The sequence below is a fragment of the Solwaraspora sp. WMMD406 genome (assembly GCF_029626025.1).
In the GTDB taxonomy this organism is placed as follows: domain Bacteria; phylum Actinomycetota; class Actinomycetes; order Mycobacteriales; family Micromonosporaceae; genus Micromonospora_E.
Genome location: NZ_JARUBF010000001.1, coordinates 4,206,838 through 4,229,427, shown reverse-complemented (window position 1 = coordinate 4,229,427; position 22,590 = coordinate 4,206,838). Strand labels below are relative to the sequence as shown.

The 22,590-nt window shown below is 71.2% G+C and carries 19 protein-coding genes; 6 read left to right on the top strand and 13 right to left on the bottom strand.

The annotated features are described in order from the left end of the window. Positions 1 to 23 precede the first annotated feature (23 nt). Entirely contained in the window at positions 24 to 830 is an 807-nt protein-coding gene (locus O7632_RS18405) for an IclR family transcriptional regulator (RefSeq protein ID WP_278115963.1), read from the top strand. A 52-nt stretch (positions 831 to 882) separates the two neighbouring features. Here the strand turns inward: O7632_RS18405 and O7632_RS18400 are convergent, their stop codons facing one another. From O7632_RS18400 to O7632_RS18365, 8 genes are all read right to left on the bottom strand, one after another. Next, complete coding sequence (locus tag O7632_RS18400) at positions 883 to 2,541, bottom strand: thiamine pyrophosphate-binding protein (RefSeq protein WP_278115962.1); 1,659 nt, start codon at positions 2,539 to 2,541, stop codon at positions 883 to 885. Next, positions 2,538 to 3,281, bottom strand: coding sequence for an enoyl-CoA hydratase/isomerase family protein (locus O7632_RS18395; RefSeq protein ID WP_278115960.1), 744 nt, complete (start codon positions 3,279 to 3,281; stop codon positions 2,538 to 2,540). The genes O7632_RS18400 and O7632_RS18395 overlap by 4 nt, the downstream gene beginning before the upstream one ends. Further along, the gene (gene purB, locus O7632_RS18390; RefSeq protein WP_278115959.1) at positions 3,278 to 4,639 is read right to left on the bottom strand and encodes an adenylosuccinate lyase; all 1,362 of its coding nucleotides are present in this window, start codon (positions 4,637 to 4,639) and stop codon (positions 3,278 to 3,280) included. The genes O7632_RS18395 and purB overlap by 4 nt, the downstream gene beginning before the upstream one ends. Continuing rightward, complete coding sequence (locus O7632_RS18385) at positions 4,636 to 6,192, bottom strand: class I adenylate-forming enzyme family protein (protein WP_278115957.1); 1,557 nt, start codon at positions 6,190 to 6,192, stop codon at positions 4,636 to 4,638. Before O7632_RS18385 ends, purB begins: the two co-directional genes overlap by 4 nt. Continuing rightward, the gene (locus O7632_RS18380; protein ID WP_278115956.1) at positions 6,189 to 8,213 is read right to left on the bottom strand and encodes a hydantoinase/oxoprolinase family protein; all 2,025 of its coding nucleotides are present in this window, start codon (positions 8,211 to 8,213) and stop codon (positions 6,189 to 6,191) included. The genes O7632_RS18385 and O7632_RS18380 overlap by 4 nt, the downstream gene beginning before the upstream one ends. Before the next feature lie 116 nt (positions 8,214 to 8,329). Further along, complete coding sequence (locus tag O7632_RS18375; protein WP_278115955.1) at positions 8,330 to 9,157, bottom strand: ABC transporter permease; 828 nt, start codon at positions 9,155 to 9,157, stop codon at positions 8,330 to 8,332. Position 9,158: 1 nt separating this feature from the next. Then, positions 9,159 to 10,034, bottom strand: a complete 876-nt coding sequence (locus tag O7632_RS18370) for an ABC transporter ATP-binding protein (protein ID WP_278115954.1) — start codon at positions 10,032 to 10,034, stop codon at positions 9,159 to 9,161. Continuing rightward, positions 10,031 to 10,993, bottom strand: coding sequence for an ABC transporter substrate-binding protein (locus O7632_RS18365; RefSeq protein ID WP_278115952.1), 963 nt, complete (start codon positions 10,991 to 10,993; stop codon positions 10,031 to 10,033). The genes O7632_RS18370 and O7632_RS18365 overlap by 4 nt, the downstream gene beginning before the upstream one ends. Positions 10,994 to 11,321: 328 nt before the next feature. Between O7632_RS18365 and O7632_RS18360 the strand changes: the two genes are divergently transcribed. Together O7632_RS18360 and O7632_RS18355 are read left to right on the top strand one after the other, a co-directional pair. Further along, positions 11,322 to 12,224 carry an ABC transporter ATP-binding protein gene (locus O7632_RS18360; RefSeq protein ID WP_278115950.1) on the top strand — a complete coding sequence of 301 codons (903 nt, stop codon included), beginning with the start codon at positions 11,322 to 11,324 and terminating at the stop codon, positions 12,222 to 12,224. Positions 12,225 to 12,284: 60 nt separating this feature from the next. Beyond that, positions 12,285 to 12,740 (top strand): roadblock/LC7 domain-containing protein, encoded by a 456-nt coding sequence (locus O7632_RS18355; protein WP_278115948.1) that lies wholly within the window; start codon positions 12,285 to 12,287, stop codon positions 12,738 to 12,740. Between the two features lie 80 nt (positions 12,741 to 12,820). On the opposite strand, the gene O7632_RS18350 is transcribed toward O7632_RS18355, so the two are convergent. The 4 genes from O7632_RS18350 to O7632_RS18335 all read right to left on the bottom strand — a co-directional run bounded on the left by O7632_RS18350 (position 12,821) and on the right by O7632_RS18335 (position 18,594). Continuing rightward, positions 12,821 to 13,639, bottom strand: coding sequence for a hypothetical protein (locus tag O7632_RS18350; RefSeq protein WP_278115946.1), 819 nt, complete (start codon positions 13,637 to 13,639; stop codon positions 12,821 to 12,823). A gap of 106 nt (positions 13,640 to 13,745) precedes the next feature. Next, on the bottom strand, positions 13,746 to 14,732 hold the full coding sequence (locus tag O7632_RS18345) for an alpha/beta hydrolase (RefSeq protein ID WP_278115944.1): 987 nt from the start codon (positions 14,730 to 14,732) through the stop codon (positions 13,746 to 13,748). 62 nt (positions 14,733 to 14,794) lie between these two features. Next, on the bottom strand, positions 14,795 to 16,117 hold the full coding sequence (locus tag O7632_RS18340) for a D-arabinono-1,4-lactone oxidase (protein WP_278115943.1): 1,323 nt from the start codon (positions 16,115 to 16,117) through the stop codon (positions 14,795 to 14,797). Continuing rightward, on the bottom strand, positions 16,114 to 18,594 hold the full coding sequence (locus O7632_RS18335; protein ID WP_278115941.1) for a glycogen debranching N-terminal domain-containing protein: 2,481 nt from the start codon (positions 18,592 to 18,594) through the stop codon (positions 16,114 to 16,116). The genes O7632_RS18340 and O7632_RS18335 overlap by 4 nt, the downstream gene beginning before the upstream one ends. A gap of 231 nt (positions 18,595 to 18,825) precedes the next feature. Between O7632_RS18335 and O7632_RS18330 the strand changes: the two genes are divergently transcribed. Further along, positions 18,826 to 19,617 (top strand): alpha/beta hydrolase, encoded by a 792-nt coding sequence (locus O7632_RS18330; RefSeq protein ID WP_278115940.1) that lies wholly within the window; start codon positions 18,826 to 18,828, stop codon positions 19,615 to 19,617. On the opposite strand, the gene O7632_RS18325 is transcribed toward O7632_RS18330, so the two are convergent. Next, complete coding sequence (locus tag O7632_RS18325) at positions 19,508 to 20,308, bottom strand: sugar transferase (RefSeq protein WP_278115938.1); 801 nt, start codon at positions 20,306 to 20,308, stop codon at positions 19,508 to 19,510. The genes O7632_RS18330 and O7632_RS18325 overlap by 110 nt on opposite strands. Positions 20,309 to 20,822: 514 nt before the next feature. Between O7632_RS18325 and O7632_RS18320 the strand changes: the two genes are divergently transcribed. Both O7632_RS18320 and pfkB read left to right on the top strand, forming a co-directional pair. Further along, complete coding sequence (locus O7632_RS18320) at positions 20,823 to 21,584, top strand: DeoR/GlpR family DNA-binding transcription regulator (protein WP_278115936.1); 762 nt, start codon at positions 20,823 to 20,825, stop codon at positions 21,582 to 21,584. Continuing rightward, positions 21,581 to 22,525 carry a 1-phosphofructokinase gene (gene pfkB / locus O7632_RS18315; protein ID WP_278115934.1) on the top strand — a complete coding sequence of 315 codons (945 nt, stop codon included), beginning with the start codon at positions 21,581 to 21,583 and terminating at the stop codon, positions 22,523 to 22,525. The genes O7632_RS18320 and pfkB overlap by 4 nt, the downstream gene beginning before the upstream one ends. Positions 22,526 to 22,590 lie beyond the last annotated feature (65 nt).

The following is a 22,590-nucleotide window of genomic DNA, read 5'->3' as shown; positions in this document are numbered from 1 at the left end:
CAACCGTAGAGGTGGGAAGCAAGATGGCATCTGTCACCGAGCCCGGCCGGGAGTCGGGCACCCAGGCGCTCGACCGCGCTCTCAGCGTGCTGCTCGCCTTCCGGCGCGACGCCCCCGAACGCAAGGTCAGTGACGTCAGTCGCGAGCTGGGTCTGCACAAGTCGACCGCCAGCCGACTGTTCCGCGCCCTGGCCGACGCCGGATTCCTGCAGCGCAACGAGGAGACCGGCACGTACCGGCTCGGCGTCACCGTGTTCGACCTGGGTGCCCGATTCCTGGCCGGGCTCGACATGCACGCCGTCGCCCGACCGTTGCTGCGACAACTCGCCGACGAGCAGGGCGAGTCGGTCAACCTGGCGATCCGGGACGGCCTCGACGCCATCTCGATCGACCTGATCACCGGGTCGCACAGCCTGCAACTCGTCTCCCGGCTCGGCCGGCGGATCCCGCTCTGGTGCAGCGCCGCCGGCAAGGCACTGCTGATCGACCTGGACGACGAGCAGGTCCGCGAGCTGCTCGCCGACGCGCGCTGGACTCCGCTGACCCCACACACCATCACCGACATCGACACCTTCCTCGCCGACCTGGCCGAGGTCCGTCGGCGCGGCTGGGCCCTCAACGACGAGGAGAGCGAGGAAGGTCTGCGGGTGGTCGCCGCGCCGGTGCGGGACCGGCTCGGTGTGGTCACCGCCTCGATCAGCGTGTCCGGGCCGATCTTCCGGCTCACCGACGACGCACAGGTGGCCGAACTCGCCGCCGCCGCCGTACGCACCGCTGACGAACTGTCCCGGCAACTCGGCTACGGCGTCGGCGACATCTGGGGCAGCTAGCCGTTCGCGGTGCGCACCGGTGGCACGCGCCGGGAGCACCAGCGGCACCCGCTCAGAAATGCGTCTGTACGACATCCGGATCGATCCTCACCTGCACCAGAGCCGGCCCGGTCACCGGCAGCAGTTGGTCGAGTGCCGCCTCGACCTCCGCCTCGTCCCGGGCCCGCAGCGCCGGCACCCCCAACGCGGTGGCCACAGCGGCCAGATCCCGCGACGGGAACCGCGCCAGTCGCACGTCCGCGCCGCGCGGACGTAGTTTGCGCACCTCCGCGCCGTACGCCGAATCGTCCAGGATCATCACCAGGACCGGTACCGCCAGTCGTGCCAGCGTGTCCAGCTCACCGAGCGCGGTCAGCAGGCTGCCGTCACCTTCGAAGGCGACGACCGGTCGTTCGGGACGGCCGACTGCCGCGCCGATCGCGTACGGCAGCCCGACGCCGATGCTGCCGAACTCCCACGGGGCGATCAGCGCCCGGTCCACGGCCGGGGAATCCAGGTAGAGGTTCGGCCACCCCCCGAAGTGGCCGACGCCGACCACGGTGGTGCGTGCCGGGGGCAGCCGGCGGGCGCAGATCGCCATCAGCCGTCGGGGGTCGACGCCGTCGGCACCGGCCCGCGCCGGTGGTAGTCGGTCGAACGGATCCGCCTCGCGGATCGCCGTGGCCAGGCGCGGTGACCGCCAGTCGTCGCGGGCCGGCGGCTCGGCCGGTAGTAACGAGGTGAGCGCGGCCGCCGCGATCCGGGCGTCGCCGACCACCCCACCGGCCACCGGCCACCGGGCACCGATCGCCGCGCCGTCCTGATCGACGCTGTACACCTCGGCCAGGGGAAACAGCCGTCCGTGGTCGGTGGTCCACCGATTGAGGCCGGCGCCGACGGTCAGCACCAGATCGGCCCGACCGAGCAGTCGCCGGGTCAGCGGGCGAGCCAGGCCACCGGCCACCCCCAGGTAGTACGGGTGGCCCGTGAACAGGCCGGCCGCCATCAGGCTGGTGGTCAGCACGGCGCCGGCGCGGTCAGCCAGTTCGACCAGCTCGGCGGCGGCGTGCTCGGCACCGCGTCCGGCCAGCAGCACCGGACGGCGGGCGGCGCGGATCCGGTCGGCCAAGGCCGCCAGCGCGTCCGGATCGGGCGCGACGGCAGCCGGCGGCCGGGGCGGTACGACGGCACCCAGCTGGTCGACGCCGGGCCGGCTGACGTCTCCGGCGTCAGCCGGCCCGGCGTCGAGGTCCTGCAGGTCCATCGCGGCGTTGAGCACCACCGGGCCGGGCAGCCGGTTCGCGTCCCGAAAGGCGATGGTCACGTCGCGGCTGACGGTGGCCGGCGAGCGGACCGGCACGAACGTACCGGCGGTCGCGAGCGCGAACGGCTGCTGCTCGAAGTTCTGCACATGCAGCGGGTCGGCCGTCGGGGTGTCCCCGGCGAGCAGGACCAGCGGTGTCCCGGCCTGCCGGGCGATGGTCAACGCCGGGCCGGCCACCGCCAGTCCGGGCCCCTGGGTGACCGTGGCGACGGCGCAGCGGCCGGTGGCCCGGGCCCAGCCGTCGGCCATCATCACGGCGGCGTTCTCGTCGCGGGCCGCGACGAACCGTACGCCGTGTCGCCGCACCAGGTCGGCGACCAGGAACATGTTGGCGTCGCCGAGCAGCCCGAACACGGTGTCGACACCCTGCTCGACCAGCGCATCGGCGATCGCCTGGTAGACCTTCACCGGGCTGTCCCCTTCGGATAGTCGCCGGGTGGGCGCAGCGCGACGCTGAGCGCTCCCAGGTAGGAGTCGGCGGCGGCCGCTTCGAACCGGGGCCCGGCCAGCCGAGCCGCGCGTTTGGTCATCGACCGGCCCACCGGCGACACCGACAGCAGCCGGTCCGACAACGCGGCCCGGGCGGCGTCGAGCTGGTCGACCGGGACCACGTCGGTCACCAGTTCGAGCGCGCGCAGCCGCGCCGGTTCGATCCGCTCCCCGAGCAGCAGCCACCGTTTGGCCCGGTCCGCGCCGACCAGGTCGGCCAGGATGGCCATCCCGCTCCACGTCAACGGAATCCCGAAGGTCACCTCCGGAAAGCTGAAGAAGCAGCTGTCGGCGGCGACCCGCAGGTCACTGGCGAGGCCGAGGACCGCGCCGGAACCGATCGCGGGTCCGTTGAACACGGTCACGGTGGTCTGCTCCAGCCGGTACCACCGCTCCACCAGGTCGGCCGTCCGACGCTGCACCGCCATCGTGGTGGCGACGTCCAGGGTGGCCAGTTCGTCCAGGTCGGTCCCGGCGCAGAACGCGCTGCCCGCGCCGGTGAGGACCACCACGTCGGTGTCGGTGTCCTGGCCGAGCAGATGCAGCACCTCCTCGAAGCGGGCGAGCATGGCCAGGTCGAAGCTGTTGCGCCGGTCGGGTCGACGCAGGGTGACGGTGGCCAGTCGGCCGTCGCGGTGCAAGGTCACCGAGGGGGTCAAGTCGCCTCCGAGGTCAGCAGGGCACGGTCCACCAGCGCCGCGGCATGGCCGACGTAGCTCAGCGGATCCAGCAGGTTGTCCAGTTCGGCGTGGGACAGCACCGCCGTCACCTGCCGGTCGGCGCGCAGCAGGTCGCCGAAGGAGCGGCCGGTGTCGAGGCTGTCCCGCACGATGCCCATCACCAGGTGGTGGGCCGGCTCGCGACCCAGCGGGCCGGCCAGTCGCAGCATCACGGCTTCGGACAGCACCAGGCCGCCGGTCGCCGCGAGGTTGGCGCGCATCCGGGCCGGGTCGACGCGCAGGCCGGTGAAGACCTCGGTGAGCCGCTGCAGCGCACCGCCGATCAGGATGAAGCACTCCGGCAGCAGCTTCCACAGGGTCATCCCGACCCCCATGTCCCGGTCGTCCTGGGCGACCATGGTCTGGATCGCCAACGGCACCTGGGCCCGCAAGGTGCTCGCCGCGGCGATGACGGCCTCGCATCGGATCGGATTGCGTTTGTGCGGCATGGTGCTGCTGCCGACCTGGCTGTCGCGCTGGGGTTCGTGCGCCTCGCCGATCTCGGTACGGCCGAGGAAGTACACCTCGCGGGCGAGCTTCTCCGCGCTGGCGGCGATCAGGCCGAGCAGGGTCAGGCATTCGACGAGGCGGTCGGGGGTCGCGTGCCAGGGAGTCGGTGCCACGCCGAGGCCCAGCCGCGCGGCGACCGCCCGTTCCAGCTCGAAGGCACGGGGCCCGTAGCCGGCCATGGTGCCGGCGGCCCCGCCCATGCTTGTCACCAGCAGTCGTGGTCTGAGCTGGGCGAGCCGTTCCCGGTGCCGCTGCAGTTCGGTCTGCCACACGGCGGCGCGCAGCCCGAACGTGGTCGGCAGCGCCTGCTGGCCGTGGGTACGGGCGGCCATCACCGTGTCGCGGTGCCGCAGGGCGTGCCTGCGCAGCACCCGGACGAGTTCGTCGAGTTGTCCGCCGACGATGTCCAGCCCGGCGCGGGCACGCAGGACGAACCCGGTGTCCATCACGTCCTGGGTGGTGGCGCCGAGGTGGACGTACCGGCCGGCGTCCGTACCGGCGGCCCTGGTCAACGCCCGGATCAACGGCACCAGGGGATGGACGGTGTCGGCGGCGTCGGCCGACACCGCCGCCAAATCCAGACGCTCGACCCGGGCCGCTTCGGTGATCGTCTCGGCGGCGACGCTCGGGATGATCCCCAGCTCCGCCTGGGCCTGGGCCAGCGTCGCCTCGACGTCGAGCCAGGACTGCATCAGCTGCCGGTCGTTGAAGACCGCCCGCATCTCGGCGTTGCCGAAGAAGCTGGTCACGGTGAGCGAATCGAGGAAGCACGAGTTCAGCGGATTCATCCGGACTCCCCGGCGAGCAGGCTCGCCACGGCGAGCCGGTCGACTTTGCCGGACGGCAGCAGTGGCAGCCGGTCGACGACCCGCCACCGGGTGGGGGTCTTGTAGCGGGTCAGCCTGGCGGCGGCGGCTTCGGCCAGCTGGTCGGTGGACAGTTCCGCGCCGGCCGCCGCGACCAGCGCCGCGCCGACTTCCTCGCCCCAACGTGGCGACGCCACCCCCACCACGCAGGCCTGGCTGACCCCGGCCTGCTCCAGCAGTACGGACTCCACCTCGGCCGGGCTGACGTTCTCGCCACCCCGGATGATCAGCTCGCGTACCCGGCCGGTCAGGGTGACGGTGCCGTCCGTCGCCAACCGGGCGAGATCGCCGGTCCGCAACCAGCCGTCGGGGTTGATCGCCTCCCGAGTGGCGACCTCGTCGTCGAGATAGCCGACGGTCACCGATTCACCGCGTACCTGCAGTTCGCCCTCGGCTCCAGCGGGCACTGGCAGACCGCCGCCCGGCGTGACCACTCGGGCCCGCAACTGTGGGAGCACCCGCCCGACGGTGGTTCCGGCGGGTCGGCAGGTGTCGTCGTCGGGATCGACGCTGATCGTCGGTCCGGCTTCGGTCTGGCCGTAGACCACCACCAGCCGACGCAGGCCGAGTTCCCGCTTGACCCGGTCGCGCAGCGCCGGCGGGCAGGTGGCACCGCCGAGGAATCCCCGACGCAGGCTGCTGACGTCCCACCGACCGGGTCGCTCGGCAAGCCGGTCGATCAGCATCGTCGCCATGGTCGGCACGAACTGGATGACGGTGCAGCGGTGCCGCTGGATCCCGTCGAACACCACGTCGGGTTGGAACCGGGGAGCCGAGACCAGCTGGGCGCCGGTGACGACGGCCAGGACCGCGCCGCTGCTCAGACCGGCCGCGTGCGCGAACGGCAGCGGGCCGGCGATCCGGTCGTCGGCGACGAGGCCGGCGGCCTGCGCGGTCCAGGCCGCGTTCGCGGTCAGGTTGCGCCCGGTGAGGACGACGAGTTTCGGAAGGCCGGTCGAGCCGGAGGTGAACTGGACGTTGAGCGGTTCGTCGGGGCGGGCCGCCGGGGCGGGAGGCGGATCCGACCAGCCGGGTTCGGCCGCGAGCGCGCCACGCCCGAGATCGCCGGCCAGCCGGGTCACCGGCACCGCGGCGGCCCGTACCGCGATCTGGTATGCGTCCCGGTCGCGGATCCGGTCGGCGGCGAACACCCGGCGCGCGCCGCTGCGGCGCAGTGCGGCGGTGACCTCGGGCTCGGTCAGTCCGGGGTGCAGGGTGATCAGGGTGGCGCCCCGCCACGCGGCGGCGGCCAGCAGCAGCAACCAGGCCAGGCTGTTCTCGGCCCACACCGCGATCCGGTCTCCCCGGCCGACGCCGACGGCGGCCAGCACGGCGGCGGCCCGCCCGGCGAGTTCGGCGTACTCGGCGCGGTCGACGGTGTCGTGCCCGGCGAAGGTGAACAACGGCCGGTGGGGCTGCCGGGCCGCCTGGTCGAGCAGGGCGGCGTCGAAGGCGCCCGGGGCGGGTGCCGTCATCGTCGGCTCCGCTCCAGCAGCAGGTTGCCGTGCCCGTCGACCCGGCCGCGCCAGCCGGGGCCGATCACCGTGGTGCTGCCGGTTTCCCGTACCACGGCCGGGCCGGTGATCTCGACGCCGGCTGTCAACGTGGAGCGTTGCCACACCGTCGCCTCGGTCCAGCCCGCCGCGCCGTAGATCCTGGTCGTGGTCGGGACGGGCGCCGGGCCGTCCGGTGGGGCGGCGAACCTCACCTCGGGTTGTGGCCCGAACGCCGTCAGCCGGCAGTTGACGATCTCGACCGGGTGGTCCGTGCGCAGGTAGGCGTACCGCTGCGCGTAGGCGGTGTGGAACGCGGCTACCAGGTCGGCGGGTTCGTCGGGCAGGTCGTCGACGGGTACCGGAAGGTCGAAGCTCTGTCCTCGGAAGCGCATACCGACGGTCAGCCGGAAAGTGACCTGGTCGGGCTCGACGCCGTCGTCGGACGTGAGCTGGTCCCGCGCGACGTCGCGCAGGTCCTCGACGAGCGTCCGTACGGTGCGCAGGCCGTCGGCGTCGGCGTCGACCAGCACGGTGCGGACGTAGTCGTGACGGGCCTGGGCGGTGACGAAGCCGAGGGCCGAGAAGTTGCCGGGTACCGGTGGGACGAGGATCCGGACGATGCCCAGCTCGTCGGCGAGCGCGGTGGCGTGCATCGGACCGGCACCGCCGAAGGGCATGAGGACGAAGTCGCGGGGATCGTGGCCTCGGGCCACCGAGATCTCCTTGATGGCGCTGGTCATCTTGACCGTCGCCAACCGCAGGATGCCGTGGGCGAGCGCGACGTCGGCCAGGTCCCCGTCGAGCCGCGCGGCGAGCGCCGCCACCGCCGCCCGGGCGGGTGCGAGTCGGGGGGTCACCTCGCCGCCGAGCGGGCCGTCCGGATCGAGGTGTCCGACCAGCAGGTGTGCGTCGGTGGTGGTGGGTTCCTGGCCGCCCCGGCCGTAGCAGGCCGGACCGGGGGTCGAACCGGCGCTGCGCGGGCCGACCCGCAGCTCACCGCCGACGTCACGCCAGGCGATCGACCCGCCACCGGCACCGATGGTGTTGATCTCGATCTGGAAGGTGCGGTTCGGGTGACCAGCGATGGTGCCGTGATTGGTCATCAACGGCATGCCGTCCTTGATCAGGCACACGTCCGTACTGGTGCCACCGATGTCGCAGGTGATCACGTTGTCGAAGCCGGCGAGCCCGGCGACGTAGGCGCTGGCCGCCACCCCGCCGGCCGGGCCGGACAGGGCGAGGTTGATCGGCAGCCGACCGGCCTGCCCGGTGGAGACCACCCCGCCGCTGCTGGTCATGATCGCCAACGACTCGCGGTAGCCGTTGGCGGCGAGGGTGTCGCCGAGTCCGGACAGGTAGTCACTGATCGGCCCACGGACGCTCGCGTTGAGTACGGTGGTGGCGAATCGTTCGTACTCGCCGTGTTCCGGTACCACGTCGGAAGAGACGCTGCAGGTGAGCGCCGGATACCGTTTGCCGATCCACTCGGCGGCGGCCCGTTCGTGGTCCGGGTTGCGGTAGGAGTGCAGGAAGCAGACGGCGACGGCGCGGGCCGGGCCCGCCGAGATCTCGATCATCACCTGGTCGAGGTCGTCGACGTCGAGGGGTACGGCGATGGTGCCGTCGGCGGCGGTGCGTTCCCGGATGGTGTGCCGCATCCGGCGTGGGGCGAGCGCGGGCCGGGCGGCTTCCTTGACGCTGTACAGCCGGGGCCGGTGCCCGAGACCCATCTCCAACACGTCGCGGAACCCCTCGGTGGTGATCACGGCGACCGGTTCGCCGGCCCCTTCCAGCAGGGCGTTGGTGACCCGGGTGGTGCCGTGCACGAAGCGGTCGACGCCCGCCAGCGACACCCCGAGCTTCGCCAGCCCGTCCAGGATCGCCGCGGCCGGATCGGCCGGGGTGGAAAGCGTCTTCGCCTCGGCCAGCCGCGCGGTCCGCGGCTGGTGGACGATGACGTCGGTGAAGGTGCCGCCGATGTCGACGCCGATGCAGAGCATGTCGGGCCTTTCGCGATGATGAGGGGGTGCCGGGTCGGGCCGGCGGTGAACGCCGGCCCGCCGCCGGTGACGTCCGGGCCGGAAGGTCTAGCAGGTGACGGCGTATCGGCGCGGGTCTAGAAGGTGACGCCGTATCGGCGCAGCGTCGCTCGGGCGACGACGCGCAGCACCCAGTCGAAGAGGTAGCCGAGCAGGCCGAGAGCGATGATGCCGACGAAGACCCACTCGGTCTTGGCATAGTTGCGGGCGGTCCAGATCAGCGACCCGAGGCCGCTCTGCGCCGCGACGATCTCCGCCGAGACGATCGTCAGGAACGAGTTGCCCATCGCCAGCCGCGCGCCGGTGACCGCGTACGGGACGGTGGCCGGCAGGATCACCGACACCAGGGTTCGGGCCGGGCCGGCGCCGAGCGCCCGGGCGGCGCGCAGCTTCAGTTCGTCGACGGCGAGCACCCCGGCGAGGGTGTTCAACGCGACGATGAAGACCGTGGTGTAGAAGATCAGGGCGACCTTCGACGCCTCACCCGGTCCGAGCCAGATGATCGCCAGGGTGACGAAGGCGATCGGCGGGACGAACCGAAAGAACTGGATGTACGGGTCGAGCATCAGCCGCAGCCACTGGCTGCAGCCCATCAGCAGGCCGACCGGGACACCGATCAGCACACCGAGGCCCCAGCCGCTGAGGATTCGTTGGCCCGACGCGCGGACCGAGTCCCACAGGGTGCCGTTGCCGGCCAGTTCCAGCGCACCGGTCAGGGTCAGCCGGGGTGAGGGCAGGAAGAACGCGGTGTAGTTGCGGCTCACCAGATCCCAGACGAGTACCCCGAGCAGGACCGACAGCACGGACAGCGCGACCCGTAGCTGTCGCTGTCGGCCGCCGAACCAGCGTCGCCGTACGACCGGGTTCGACCGGGCCGCCGGTGGGCGTCGTACGTCGATGGCCATGTCAGTCGCCGCCTCCGCTGAGTCCGTGTCCGTCGTCGAGGCCCTGTGCCCGCAGGGTCCGCGCGACCTCGGCGCCGATGTCGGCCCGCAGCCGCCGGAACAGCCCGGCGGCCGCCGGGTCGGTCAGGTCGCGCGGACGGGGCAGGTCGACCGGGTATACCTGCTTGATCCGGGCGGCGGGTCCGGCGGTCATCGTCACGATCCGGTCGGCGAGCAGGATGGCCTCGCCGATGTCGTGGGTGACGAACAGGATGGTCGACCGGGTGGCCCGCCAGATCCGGTCGAGCTCGGTCTGCATCACCAGCCGGGTCTGGGCGTCCAGGGCACCGAACGGCTCGTCCATCAGCACGACGGACGGTTCGTTGGCCAGGACCCGGGCCAGTTGGGCACGCTGGCGCATGCCGCCGGAGAGTTGCCCGGGAAACCGGTCACCGCTGTGGCTCAGTCCGACCATCGTCAGGTAACGGTCGGCGATCTGCGCCCGGTGGGTACGGGACACGCCGCGCATCTTCGGGCCGAAGGCGACGTTCTGCCGCACGGTCAGCCACGGAAACAGTGCTTCGGCGCTCTGGAACACCACGCCGCGGTCCACGTCGGGACCGGTCACCGGCGCGTCGGCGCAGGTGACCTGGCCGGCGGCCGGACGAACGAATCCGGCTATCGCGTTGAGCAGGGTCGACTTGCCGCATCCGCTGGGCCCGAGCAGGCAGACGAACTCGCCGGCGGCGATATCCAGGCTGGCGCCCTCGACGGCGCAGAAGTCGTCGAAGCGGATGTCGACGTCGACGACCTGGACCCGCGATCCGCCGGCCGCCCCGCCGGTGCGGGGGTCGGACGCCGACCCCCGCACCGGCGGGGACGTGGCCGGCCGGGTCACGCCACGCCCCGGATCATCACCGACGTCGGGTCGGCGGGTTCGGTCACGATGCCGGAGTCCTGCTGGAACTGGGCGATCTCGGCATAGCGCTGCAGGTCGTCGTCGGTGAAGTCCCGGACCTGGCACTGCACGCCGGACAGCAGTTCGACGGCTTCGGCGGCCGGGACCTGGATGGCGGTCTCCGTCGCGGTGCCGGCGACCGAGGGGTCGGCGGTGATCTGCTCGCACGCGTCGCCGATGGTGGCGACCAGCGTTTGTACGGCCTCCTGGTTGGCCTCGTACCAGGCACCGTCGACCCCGATGATCAGGTTGTAGACGTATCCGACGTCGCCGCTGGTGAGCAGGATCTTGCCGCCGCCGGCGACGCCCCGGGACGGCCACGGCTCCCACATGATGTATCCGTCGACGTCGCCGCGCTGCAGCAGGGCCGGCATCTCGGCCGGCGAGGCGTTGACGAACTCGACCGCGTCACGGCTGATTCCGTTCGCGTCGAGAACCTTGTTGGTGGCGTACTCGTTCACCGTGCCGGGCACCACGCCGTAGCGGGTGATGTCGGCGACCTCGGCGACCTCGTCCCGGACGACCAACTTGATGAAATCGGGAGACTGGGAGAAGACGGCGACGCCCTTGACGTCGCCCCGGGTGGCCCGGTTGAGCAGGCTCGACTCGGTGCTGGCGGTCACCTGACCCTCCCTGGCCAGGATCGCGTCGAGGCCGCCGGTGCCCTCCTGGTACTGGGTGACGGTGACGTCGAGCCCGGCCTCGCTGAACATGTCCTGCTGGTCGGCGAGGTAGATCGGCGAGTAGGCGGGGTCTACTCCGACCCCGAAGTCGATGACGGACGTTTCGGGTGGTGGTGGTGCGGATTCCGTACCTGGTTCCTGGTTGTCGGAGCAGGCCGCCACGACGGTGGTGACCAGCAGGGCAGCTCCAGCTACCCGCAACGCGCGCAAACTCATCGCTAACCTCAGTTCATCACTGGCCCATATTGTGATTCTAGGTTCTTATGATGGGACGCTACTCAGCGCCATGAGGAGTAGTCAAGGGTGCGACCAGATCGCGGGGCGGCCGACCGCGACCCATTTCGATGACGGAGCGTGGTTCTCGGCCGAGCCGACGCTCGATTCCGAGCAGGGATTTCTTGGACCAGTGAGGCCGCTTCGCTACTCAGCGTACAAGCCACCGACCGCGACGACCGACAACGAGGACGCATGGGGGCACCAGCGGTGGACCCAGCGGTTTGGTAAGGCTAGCCTTCATCACAACGTCGGGGACGGAGAGGAACCCATGACCGGACTCATCGCTCCAGGCCCTTCGGCGACCCTCGGCCGGGCGGCGGGCGACACGGACGCCCGGCTTCGCGCCCGCGCGTTGCGCCTGGGCTACGGCCCTCGGGTCGTCGTGCCCCACCTCGACCTGGACATCGTCGACGAGTCGGTCACCGCCATCGTCGGGCCGAACGGGTGCGGCAAGTCGACGCTGCTGCGAGCGCTGGGCCGACTGTTGCGCCCGGCCGGGGGCGAGGTGCTGCTCGACGGACATCGGATCCAGCAGTTGCCGACCCGTGAGGTGGCCCGCCGACTGGGCATCCTGCCGCAGGCACCGAGCGCACCCGACGGGCTGACCGTCGCCGACCTGGTGGGGCGGGGACGCCAGCCACACCAGGGCTGGCTACGGCAATGGTCGCGCGCCGACGAGGCGGTGGTGGCCCAGGCGCTCGCCTGGACCGGCCTGGCGGAGTTCGCCGACCATCCGGTCGACACGCTCTCCGGCGGCCAGCGCCAGCGGGCCTGGATCTCGATGGCCCTGGCGCAGGGCACCGACATCCTGCTGTTGGACGAACCCACCACCTACCTCGACCTGGCGCACCAGATCGACGTACTCGACCTGGTCGACCGGTTGCATCGTGATCGCGGCCGTACCGTCGTCATGGTGCTGCACGACCTCAATCTGGCCGCGCGGTACGCCCGTCACCTGATCGCGATGAAGGACGGCCAGGTGATGGCCAGTGGCCCGCCCGGCCAGGTCCTGACGCCGGAACTGGTCGAGGAGGTGTTCGGACTCCGGGTCATGGTGATCGAGGATCCGGCCAGCGGTACGCCGCTCGTCGTGCCACTGGCGGGTGGAGCCGCACGCCGATCCACGATGGAACAGAAATCTACTGCGGTGAGTCGCGCCGCAACACGCTGAAAGCACCGGTCGGGGGTACTGTTTGCCCGGAACGGCACCGACCGAAAGAGAGACCCCTTCATGGTTCACCCCGTGGTCACCACTGGTGACGTCTCCCGGCTGCTGGACGACCTGGTCGAGCGGGTCCCGGAGGCACGACAGGCCGTCGCGCTCTCCCCCGACGGCCTGCTACTCGCCTGCTCCAAAGGGGTCGACCACGAGTTGGCCGAACAACTGTCCGGTGTGGTCGCCGGCCTACGCGCCCTGGCCGTGGCAGTGGGTCAGCACGCCGACACCGGCCGGGTACGGCAGATCGTCGTGCAGATGGGCGAGGTGTTCCTGTTCATCGCCGCCACTCCCGGCGGGGCCATCATCGCGGCGGTCTTCGCCGCCGGCTCCGACATGGACGCCGTGGCGTACGAGGTGGCGCTCTTCGCCGGTCGGGCCGACCGGCACCTACCGGCGTTTCCGGCACCGGAGGAGACACCGGTGCCGGCACACCGTCAGGCCGTCGCGGGCGGTGCGCACAGCGGGTGACGTGGCCTTGCCCGCCGACCGCTACCACAAGTAGTGCGGATCGCCGTGGCGATGCCAGCGGAACCGCATCCGCCGGCACGTCAATCCGCTCTGGTCACGGTCAGATCGGAGAAGCCGGCTGCGGCGTCGACGTCGTAGCGGTCGGTGGCCTCGGCCCAGTCAGGTGAGCTGATCGTCTCGCCACCGCCGATACCGTCACGCCGCTCACCGTCCACGCTGACACTGCCGGCGCCGGAACCCACCCGTACCTGGACCGGCACCCGCGCCGGCAGTTCGATCCGCCAGGTACTCACCCCGCCGGTCATCCGCACGGTGACCGTGCCCTGCGGCTGCGGCAGCATCAGATCCATCGTGCTCGCACCACCGGCCAGCTCCACTGCGGAGACACGCGCGCCCGACAGGTCCACCTGCTGTGTCGTCGCGCCACCGAGGACGCGGATCGACCACAGCACGTCGGGGTGCAGCGCGATCTCCACCACACCGGCACCACCGTTTCCGGTGTCGTCGAGCCCGACCTGGACCAAGTCGCCATCGTCACTGATCCGAGGTGCGACCGCGCCGCCCTGCGGCGTTCGCGCCCGCAACAGGTCGTCCTGCACGTCCTCGACGACGACCCGGATGTCAGTCGCCCCGTCGAGCACCTCCAGCGCCACCTCGGTCCGGTCCGCCAGCGGCGCCTGCACGGTCCAGGCGATCGCCGGATCGCCCGCCGGACCCCGGTCCCGGCCCACGGCCTCCACCACCACCGCGACGATAGTAGCTGCCACCAGCAGGGCGGCGACCAGCCCGATGACGAGCCACGATCGGCGGGACAGCCCGCCCGGTCCGCTCGACGACCCCGGTGGTGTCGGTGCCGGCGCACCTGTCGACGACGGCTCACTGACGGCATTGCGCGACACGACGTCCCCATTCCGTGTCCCCGAGAACTGATCCATCCGCACCGGAGGTACGGGAACGTCGACGCCCGGTGCGGTTGCGCTCCTACCCACGGGCGGAACCGGGCAATCATAGGCCGGCGATCGGATCCCCATCGCCCCGCAGGGCCTGTCGCACCGTCATCGCCACCTGCGCCAGCGCGGCCCGCGCCGCGTTCGTGCCAGCGAGCGCGTCGAGCATCAGGAAGTCGTGGATCATGCCCTGATAGCGAACCTCGGTGACGGACACCCCGGCCTGGCGCAGCTTCGCCGCGTACGCCTCGCCTTCGTCGCGGAGCACGTCCGCCTCGCCGGTGACGATCAACGCCGGTGGCAACTCGCTCAATTCGTTCATGCTGGCGCGCAGCGGGGACACCAGCGGGTCGCCGCGCTGCGCCGGATCCGGCAGGTACTGGTCCCAGTACCAGGCCATCGCCTCGCGGGTCAGATAGAAGCCGGTGCCGAACTCCCGGTAGGAGGCGGTGTCCATCGCCGCGTCCGTCACCGGGTAGCACAGCACCTGGTGGCGGAACCGGGGGCCGCCGCGCCGCTGGGCGAGGATCGTCAGCGCGGTCGCCATGTTGCCGCCGACGGAGTCGCCGGCCACCACGAGTCGGGAGCCGTCGATGCCGTTGCCCGCACCGTCGGCGACCAGCCATCCGGCGACCGCGAAGCACTCCTGGAGGGCCAGCGGATACCGCGCCTCGGGTGACCGGCGGTATTGCGGGAACACCACCGCCGACCCGCTGCGCACGGCGATCTCGCGGATCAGCCGGTCGTGGGTGGTGGCGTCACCGAACACCCACCCCGCGCCGTGCAGGTAGAGCACGGCGGGCAGGGGGTCGGTGGCGTCGTCCGGCCGGACGATCCGGATCGGCACGTCGCCGTCCGGGCCACCGGGAACCATCAGGTCCTCGATCCGCGCGGGCGGGCGGGCCACGTCGGTGCTCTGCAGCTCCACCAGCTTCGCCCGGCCCTGTTCGGGACCGAGCTCGTGCGGCGACGGCGCGTTCGACGTCATCGCGACGACCTCGCGGGCCGCCGGCTCCAGCACGACCGTGGTCACGGACTGCGCCATGATGATCCTTCCGACTCGGAAGCGGTCGGGGGATGCGGTCAAGGGCGGCGCGGGCGGGTGAATCACAGGGCGAGCAGGCGCCGCAGGTAGTCGCTGAGGAACACACCGTCCGGGTCCAGTCGATGCCGTACGGTCAGGAAACGATCAGCCTCGGGGTAGCGGGACAGCAGATCGCGACCCTCCAGGTGGTGGATCTTCGCCCAGTGCGGACGGCCACCGTACGCGTGGAAGATCGGTTCGACGTCGGCGAAGAACTCCTGGTACGGCGACGTCTCGTTCTGGTGCACCGAGATGGTGACACTGTCGCGTCCGTACGCCGGGCTGAGGTAGGCATGGTCGGCGGCCACGTACCGGTAGAGCACCCGCCACGCGGCGTGCTGACGATGCCGGATCCGGATCCGGTGCCGCAGTTCCTGGAAACAGGCCGGCCCGGCGGCGGCCGGCACCGCGTACTCGATCTCGTGGAACCGCAACGACCGGCGCTTGGTCAGCGCCGACCCGCTCCAGCCGACCCGGTCCTCGGTGCAGTCGGTCGCCGGCAACCGCGCCGGTCCCGGATCGTCGTCCACCGGGTTCACCGTCCGCAGGTGCGCGTCGTCACGGCGCGGATACCAGTAGAAGTCGACGTTGCGGTTGGCGTCCAGCAGGGCGTCGAAGACCGCCAGGCACTCGTCGGTCGGCAGCCCCCACTCCCGGCGGCGGGCCTGGAACGCCGGCACCACCCGGGTCCGTACCGCCGTGAGCACACCGAGGACGCCCAGCGACAGTTGAACGGCCCGCAACACATCGGGTTCCCGCTCCCCGTCGATCTCGATCACCTGACCGGCGGCGGTCACCAACCGCACCCCGGTCACCATCGCGGACAGGTTCGACAGGCCCCGGCCGCTGCCGTGGGTACCGGTGCCGATCGCGCCGGCGATCGCCTGGGTGTCCACGTCACCGAGATTGGGCATGGCCAGACCATGCCGACGCAGCAGGTCCCCCAGTTCGTGCAACCGGGTGCCCGCGCCGACCCAGGCCTGCCCGTCGGCTGGTGTGCCGAGCACCCCGGACGGGAGCCGGTCCACCGACAGCAGCAGATCGTCGGTCCGCACCAGCGGCGCGGACGAGTGCCCGGCACCGACCGGACGCACGCAGCCACCGCGCGCGGCCGTCTGCCGGACGATCCGGCACAGCTGGTCGACCGAGTCGGGACGGGCGATCCCGGCGGGCTGGAAGCACAGCCCACCCGACCAGTTGCGCCAGCTCGGTGGCACCTCGACGGTGGCTACCGCCGGTCCGGACCGTGGCGCCGGGCCGGGCCCCGCCGCCGCTGCGGTGCCGAGCGACCCGGGCCCGGTGCCCGTCGGCGGCGTCGGCGCAGGCGGCGTGTCGTCGCGGCTCACAACGCCGCCCGCAAAGGGTCACCCGGCCGGCGGCGACGGCGACGAGGCCGGCTCAGTTCCCGCCGGCCACGGCCGAGTGCGTCCAGCAGCCCCCACGGACCGGGGATGTCGTGCAACTCGATGTGGCCCATGTCCTCCGGCACCGCCGGGTCCACGATCAGTTCCCCCTCGTACGGTTCCAGCCCGAGCAGCACCCGGAGCAGCAGCAGGGGCGCTCCGGCGGAGGTGGCGTGTGGGCTGCCCGCCGCCGCGTACGGCACCGGATACTTGGTCAGCGACCGGTCGTATCCCGCGAAGGACTCCGGCAGCCGAGCACCGAAGTATTGCGAGGCCTCCAGAACGGCCCGCGCCACCCGGGCGGCCTCCTCGCGGTAGCCGTAGCGACGCAGCCCCCAGGCGATGAGGGAATTGTCGAACGGCCACACCGTACCGGTGTGGTAGCCCACCGGATTGAACCGCCGCTCGGTGTCGGCCAGGGTGCGGATGCCCCAGCCGGAGAAGAGCGCCGGACCCATCAGATGGTGCACCACCGCACGTGCCTTGTCGGGGTCGACGATGCCGCTCCACAACAGGTGTCCGATGTTGGACGTGAGTGCGTCGACCCGCCGGCCGTCGGCTTGCAGCGCGTGCGCGAAGTAGCCCCGGTCGGGCAGCCAGAAGTCGCGGTTGAACCGCGCCCGCAACTCGGCGGCCTGTCGCTCCAGCTGGTCGGCGAAGTCGGGATCATCCCAGCACCTGCGGGCCAGCCGCGCCCCGCGCAGCTTCGCGTCGTACACGTAGCCCTGGATCTCGCAGACGGCCTGCGGGAACGTCGCCACCTCGCCGTCGTGGAAGGTGATCGCCCCGGGTGAGCACTTCCAGCTCTGGTTGAGCACCCCGGCGCGACTGTCCCGGGGGCCGTACCAGAGGTAGCCGTCGCCCATCAGGTCGGCGTGCTCGTCGATCCAGCGCAACGCGGCGCGGGTCTCGAACTCCATCGCCCGTACCAGGGCGTTGTCGCCGGTCCACCGCTCGTACTCGTCCAGCAGCACGACGAACAACGCGGTGGTGTCGGCCGCGGAGAAGTCAGCCGCCAGCGGAACCTCGTTGAACAGCGCGGACTCGCCGTAGCGGCTCTCCTGCGGGATCTTGCCGGGCTGTTCGGCCCGGAACGGATCCTCGCGGGTGCCCTGCGCCAACGCCATGATCCGCAGCGCCGGTACGGTGGTACCCGCCACGAACGGCACCGCCTGCAGACAGCTGATCAGGCTGTCCCGGCCGAAGTAGGTCATGAACCAGGGCATTCCGGCAGCCGGCAGCAGCTCGCGGAAGTTGACCCCTTTGTAGCGCAGCGCTCCCAGGTCGACGACGCTCTGCCGGTACGCCTCCCACAGCGGCTTGTAGTCGCAGGTCAACTTCGGTGCCCGGGCCACCCACTGGTCGAGTTCCGCGTGCACTTGCGGTTTGGGCCGTTCGGCGTAGCTGCGCAGGCTCTCCCGCAGATCGCGGTTGCCGGCTCCCCGGACGAAGGTTTTCACCGTCACGTCGGTGCACCAGCTCTGCTGGCCGGCGAGTTCCACGTCGAAGGACATCCCGTCGGGGTCGAGCGCGGCGGGCACCGAGGACGAGACGATGGTCTCCCGGAAGTAGGTGTCGCGTTCGTACCGAAACCGCAGCGCCTCCGGTTCGACGGTCGTCGCGATGTCCCGATCGGTGTGCCAGCCGTCCTTGGCCTCCAGCACCTCGGCGAAGTCGGCGGCCACCTCCAGCCGCAGCCGCAGCCGTACCGGCTTCTCACGATGGTTGAACACGGTGATCTGCTCGGTGAAGGCGTCACCGATCCAGCGATGACGAAACACCGACACGTCGGCGTCGACGTAGTGTGTCGGCTCGCCGGGCACCTGGAAGAACCGGGTCTCGAAATACTGCAGATCGTCGATGGACAGGGTGTGCAGACGCTGGTCGTCGACGGTCAGCCGCCATCGGGACAGGAAACGGGTGTCGTAGAAGAACAAGCCGAACGGGGCGAACGGGGTGGCTTCGACGTCACCACGACGGTCGGTGACCATGAACAGGTTGCCGTAGAGGATGCTCACCGGGCGGGAGGTCGCCGTACTCGGGCGCGGTGCGGCGTCGAGCGGCCGGGCCCGCGACGCCGGCCCGGCGCTGTCGGCCGGCACCGGCAGCAGCCGCCGGAAGGCGAGCAGCAGCTGCAGTTCGCCACGGACGGACACGCCGTTGCGCAGCAGCAGCGGAACGACGTTGTCCCGGCCGTCCAGCAGCCGCTCGAAAATCTCCTCCGGGGCGTCGACAGTGCAGTCGGCTTCGCCGGGCCGCCGGTCGACCGCCACCGCGCCGTCCTGGTAGGTCAGCGACCAGCTCCTGGTCCGGCCGTCCCGGCGCAGGTCGAACCGAAGGGTTCCGCGCGTCGTCGGCGGCACCCGGTCGGCCCCGGACACGGCAAGGGAGTCGAAGAACCGACCGATGGCATCGGTCATTCCGCATCCCACCTCCCGCGTCACCCTGAGTGATCTTCCGACTAAGGAAGACCGCTCGAAGCAGCATGGCGTGGCCGGCCGCAGCGGCACATCACCCCCGGTGGGCGATCTGAGCTTGACCCGGATCTGGCGCTGGCCGCCAGACCGCACCCGTGCGGAAAGTAATCACGTGAGGCACAATAATTACAGGCCGTATCGACGCGGCGTCGCACCGACATCAGGGAGGCCACGTTGACCGACAACCGCACGGCCGCCGGGATGCGCTACTGGCAGACTGGCCGAGGCCGACAGGACGTACTGCTCGTACACGGCTGGTGCTGCAACCACCGGTTCATGAAACCCATCGCCGCGCATCTGGCCGGCTGGCGACGCCGGATCATCTCGGTGGACATGCGGGGCCACGGCAAGAGTCCGGCCGGCGACCGCGGCTTCACCGTCGCCGAACTCGGCACCGACCTGCGGGATCTGATGGTCGAGCTCGACATGCGTGACGTGGTGGTGATCGGTCACAGCATGGGCGGGGTGTGGTCCCTGGCCGGGGCGGTCCAGGTGCCGGACCGGGTCGCCACCCTGATCCTGCTCGATTCCTCGGTCGCCGTACCGCCCGGCACGTCGGAACAGGTCGCCGCACTCGCGGAATCCATCCGGGGCGACGATCCCCGGCAGGCACGGATCGACATCATCCGGTCCTTCTTCGTACCCGAGTCCGATCCCAGACTGGTGGACTGGGCGATCGAGCAGATGCTGCGGCCGACCGACGAGGTCGCCGCCGCGACCCTGGACGGCCTGGCCGGCTTCGTCGAGGCGGGCGGCGACGCCGCGCTCACCGAGTGGGGACGACGACTGCTGTACATCGGCGGTCCGGCGCCCTTCGCCGACTACACCCGACTGCGCGAACTGGTCCCCGAGTCGGTCATCGGGCAGGTGGTCGGGTCAGGGCACTTCTTCCAGTTCGAGGTGCCTCGGCAGACCAACGCGATGATCGATCGCTACCTACGGTTGTTCGGGCCGGCGTCGTGGTGACCGCCGGCCGGCCGACCGCCTCGGACCCGGTGGCCGGGGTGCCGGTGAACTCGTGCCAGGTGGCCGCGCCCGGCGCGGAGATTCCCTCCCGGCGCAACACCACCCGGACCGTCTCGGCCAGAATCCGCAGGTCCAACCGGAGACAACGGTTGTCGACGTACTCGATGTCGTAGGCGAACTTGTCCTCCCAGGACAGTTCGTTGCGCCCGCGTACCTGGGCCAGCCCGGTGATGCCGGGCCGCACCTCGTGTCGACGGGCCTGCCACGGCGTGTAGATGTCGAGATATTTCACCAGATGCGGGCGGGGGCCGACCAGGCTCATCTGCCCGCGCAGCACGTTCCACAGCTCGGGCAGCTCGTCCAGGCTGGTGGCCCGCAGCCAGCGCCCGATCCGGGTCATCCGCTCGGCGTCGGTGACCCAGCCACGGTCGGGCCGTACCGGCAGCATGGTCCGGAACTTCACCAGCTCGAACAGGTCGCCGTCGCGGCCCGGCCGGACCTGCCGGAACAGCACGGGCCGGCCGAGCGTGACCAGGATGAGCGCCGCGACCGCCGCCATCACCGGTGTCGCCACCAGGAGCGCGAGGCCCGCCCCGACGACGTCGAGCACCCGTTTGAGGGTGTCGTAGCGCCGAGGATCGGTGACGGGGGCCGCCCGGCGGTGCCGGGCGGGCGCGTCCAGCGTGGTCATGGGTCCTCCAGATCTCCTGACTGCCGTACAAAAAGGTTTTATCAGGCTAAATCTGGATAAGAAGGTGTTTTCACTGATCTGGCGATGGGCCGTCCGGCGGCAACGCCTACATGACGCCCCACCAGGTGAACGGGTCCGCGTGTTGCGGTCGCTCGCCGGTGTAGCACCGGCCCAACGCGGTCTTCCTGCGCCGAGGCCACCGTGACCGGACCCAGCAGGACCGTCGCCGCCGTCGTCGCCACTGCGGCGAGCGCCGCCGAGATCGATCTGCCTCGCATCGAACTCTCCTTCGGATCATGGGCCGGAGGCACCGGCGAGGTCACGGTAGGCCCCGACATCCACTGCCCGACCTCGCCAGCGGATCCCCCCGGCCGATGGCCTCGGTCGGTCCGGGGGCAGGACCCGCAGGTCAGCCGAGCGGCCAAGATCACAATTCGTCCGCCGCGCACCCTTGACAACCCACAGAGTCGGGCGTAAACAAACGTGAAGCAAATCGAAACGGTGGTGAAACCACATGTACGCCGAAGAGCGGCAGCAGGAGATCGTCCGACTCGCCCGAGCCGACGGACGGGTCGACGTGACCACCCTGGCCGAAACGCTCAACGTGACCGCCGAAACCATCCGGCGCGACCTCACCACCCTCGAACGCGCCGGGGTGCTGCGCCGGGTGCACGGCGGAGCGATCCCGGTCGAACGGATCGGCTTCGAGCCCGCACTGGCCACCCGGGATACCGTCCTCACCACGGAGAAGGAACGCATCGCCAAGGCGGCGCTCGCCGAACTGCCGCAGGAGGGCGCGATCATCCTGGACGCGGGCACCACCACCGCCCGACTCGCCCAGGTCCTTCCCACCGACCGCGAGCTGACCGTCGTGGTCAACTCCCCCGCGCTGGCCACGACGCTGGGCATCCGCACCAACCTGAACGTGCTGCTGCTCGGTGGCCGGGTCCGGGGCAAGACAATGGCCACAGTCGACGACTGGGCGCTGCGCCCCCTCGCCGACCTCTACGTCGACGTCGCGTTCCTCGGCACCAACGGGTGTTCGGTCGAACGTGGGCTCACCACGCCGGACCCGGCGGAGGCCGCCGTCAAGCGGGCCATGATCGGTGCCGCCCGGCGGTCCATCGTCCTGGCCGACCACACCAAGATCGGCAACGATTACCTCGCCCGGTTCGGCACCCTCGCCGACGTCGATCTGCTGATCACCGACACCGGACTCAACGAGGACCTGGTCGCCGAGGTCGAAACCGCCGGTCCCCGGGTGGTGCGGGCATGATCCTCACCCTCACCCTCAACCCCAGCCTCGACCGGGCCGTCGAGATCGACGATCTGGTCCGAGGCGAGGTCATCCGGGCCACCGGTACGCGACTCGACCCCGGCGGCAAGGGCGTCAACGTCTCCCGCGCCCTGCTGGCGAACGGGGTTCCGTCGGTCGCCGTACTGCCCTGCGGCGGCGACGAGGGCGGTCAGCTCGTCCGGCTGCTCGCCGACGAAGGCGTCGAGGTGATCGCCGTACCGATCGCCGGCCGTACCCGGTCCAACATCACCCTGGCCGAGCCGGACGGCACGGTCACGAAGGTCAACGAACCGGGGCCGTGCCTGCACCCGACCGAGTTCGAGGCGGTCAGCGCGCGGCTGCTGGACACGGCGGGCCGGGCCGACTGGGTCGTGATCTGCGGCAGCCTGCCGCCCGGCCTGCCGGTCGACGCGTTCGCCCAGCTCTGTCGGCGCCTCGTCGACGCGGGACTACGGCTGGCCGTGGACACCAGCGGACCACCACTTCGGGCAGCGGCGTCCGCCGGCGCGACCCTGGTCAAACCCAACCGCGAAGAGCTGGCCGAGTCCGTCGGACGCCCGCTGCCCACCCTCGACGACGTGATCGGCGCCGCCGGGCAGGTCCGTACGTGGGGGGCCGGCACCGTCCTGGCCAGCCTCGGCGCGCAGGGCGCGGTGCTGGTCGACGCCGCCGGGGTGCACATCGGCGACTCCCCGGTCGAGCAGCCGCGCAGCACCGTCGGCGCGGGAGACGCGCTGCTGGCCGGTTTCCTCGCCGCCGGTGCCGCCGGCCCCGACGCGCTCGCCGAAGGGCTCGCCTGGGGTGCGGCGGCGGTCAGCCTGCCGGGCAGCCGGATGCCGGGTCCGGCCGACCTGCGCCGCCACGCCGTACGCCTGCGGCCCCGACCGGACGACCTGCCGCACCTCGTCGCCCGGCGATGAGCTCGTTCCCTCGATGACCACCAACCGATCGCCTACCCCCAACCCCCGCAGATAAAGGAGCCGCA

Bases quoted from the DNA above. Each gene is read 5' to 3' on its own strand.
- pfkB (WP_278115934.1), top strand. From the start codon at position 21,581: ATGATCCTCACCCTCACCCTCAACCCCAGCCTCGACCGGGCCGTCGAG.
- O7632_RS18365 (WP_278115952.1), bottom strand. From the start codon at position 10,993: ATGAGTTTGCGCGCGTTGCGGGTAGCTGGAGCTGCCCTGCTGGTCACC.
- O7632_RS18325 (WP_278115938.1), bottom strand. From the start codon at position 20,308: ATGACCACGCTGGACGCGCCCGCCCGGCACCGCCGGGCGGCCCCCGTC.
- purB (WP_278115959.1), bottom strand. From the start codon at position 4,639: ATGAATCCGCTGAACTCGTGCTTCCTCGATTCGCTCACCGTGACCAGC.
- O7632_RS18405 (WP_278115963.1), top strand. From the start codon at position 24: ATGGCATCTGTCACCGAGCCCGGCCGGGAGTCGGGCACCCAGGCGCTC.
- O7632_RS18375 (WP_278115955.1), bottom strand. From the start codon at position 9,157: ATGGCCATCGACGTACGACGCCCACCGGCGGCCCGGTCGAACCCGGTC.
- O7632_RS18345 (WP_278115944.1), bottom strand. From the start codon at position 14,732: ATGGCGCAGTCCGTGACCACGGTCGTGCTGGAGCCGGCGGCCCGCGAG.
- O7632_RS18385 (WP_278115957.1), bottom strand. From the start codon at position 6,192: ATGACGGCACCCGCCCCGGGCGCCTTCGACGCCGCCCTGCTCGACCAG.
- O7632_RS18380 (WP_278115956.1), bottom strand. From the start codon at position 8,213: ATGCTCTGCATCGGCGTCGACATCGGCGGCACCTTCACCGACGTCATC.
- O7632_RS18335 (WP_278115941.1), bottom strand. From the start codon at position 18,594: ATGACCGATGCCATCGGTCGGTTCTTCGACTCCCTTGCCGTGTCCGGG.
- O7632_RS18355 (WP_278115948.1), top strand. From the start codon at position 12,285: ATGGTTCACCCCGTGGTCACCACTGGTGACGTCTCCCGGCTGCTGGAC.
- O7632_RS18320 (WP_278115936.1), top strand. From the start codon at position 20,823: ATGTACGCCGAAGAGCGGCAGCAGGAGATCGTCCGACTCGCCCGAGCC.
- O7632_RS18360 (WP_278115950.1), top strand. From the start codon at position 11,322: ATGACCGGACTCATCGCTCCAGGCCCTTCGGCGACCCTCGGCCGGGCG.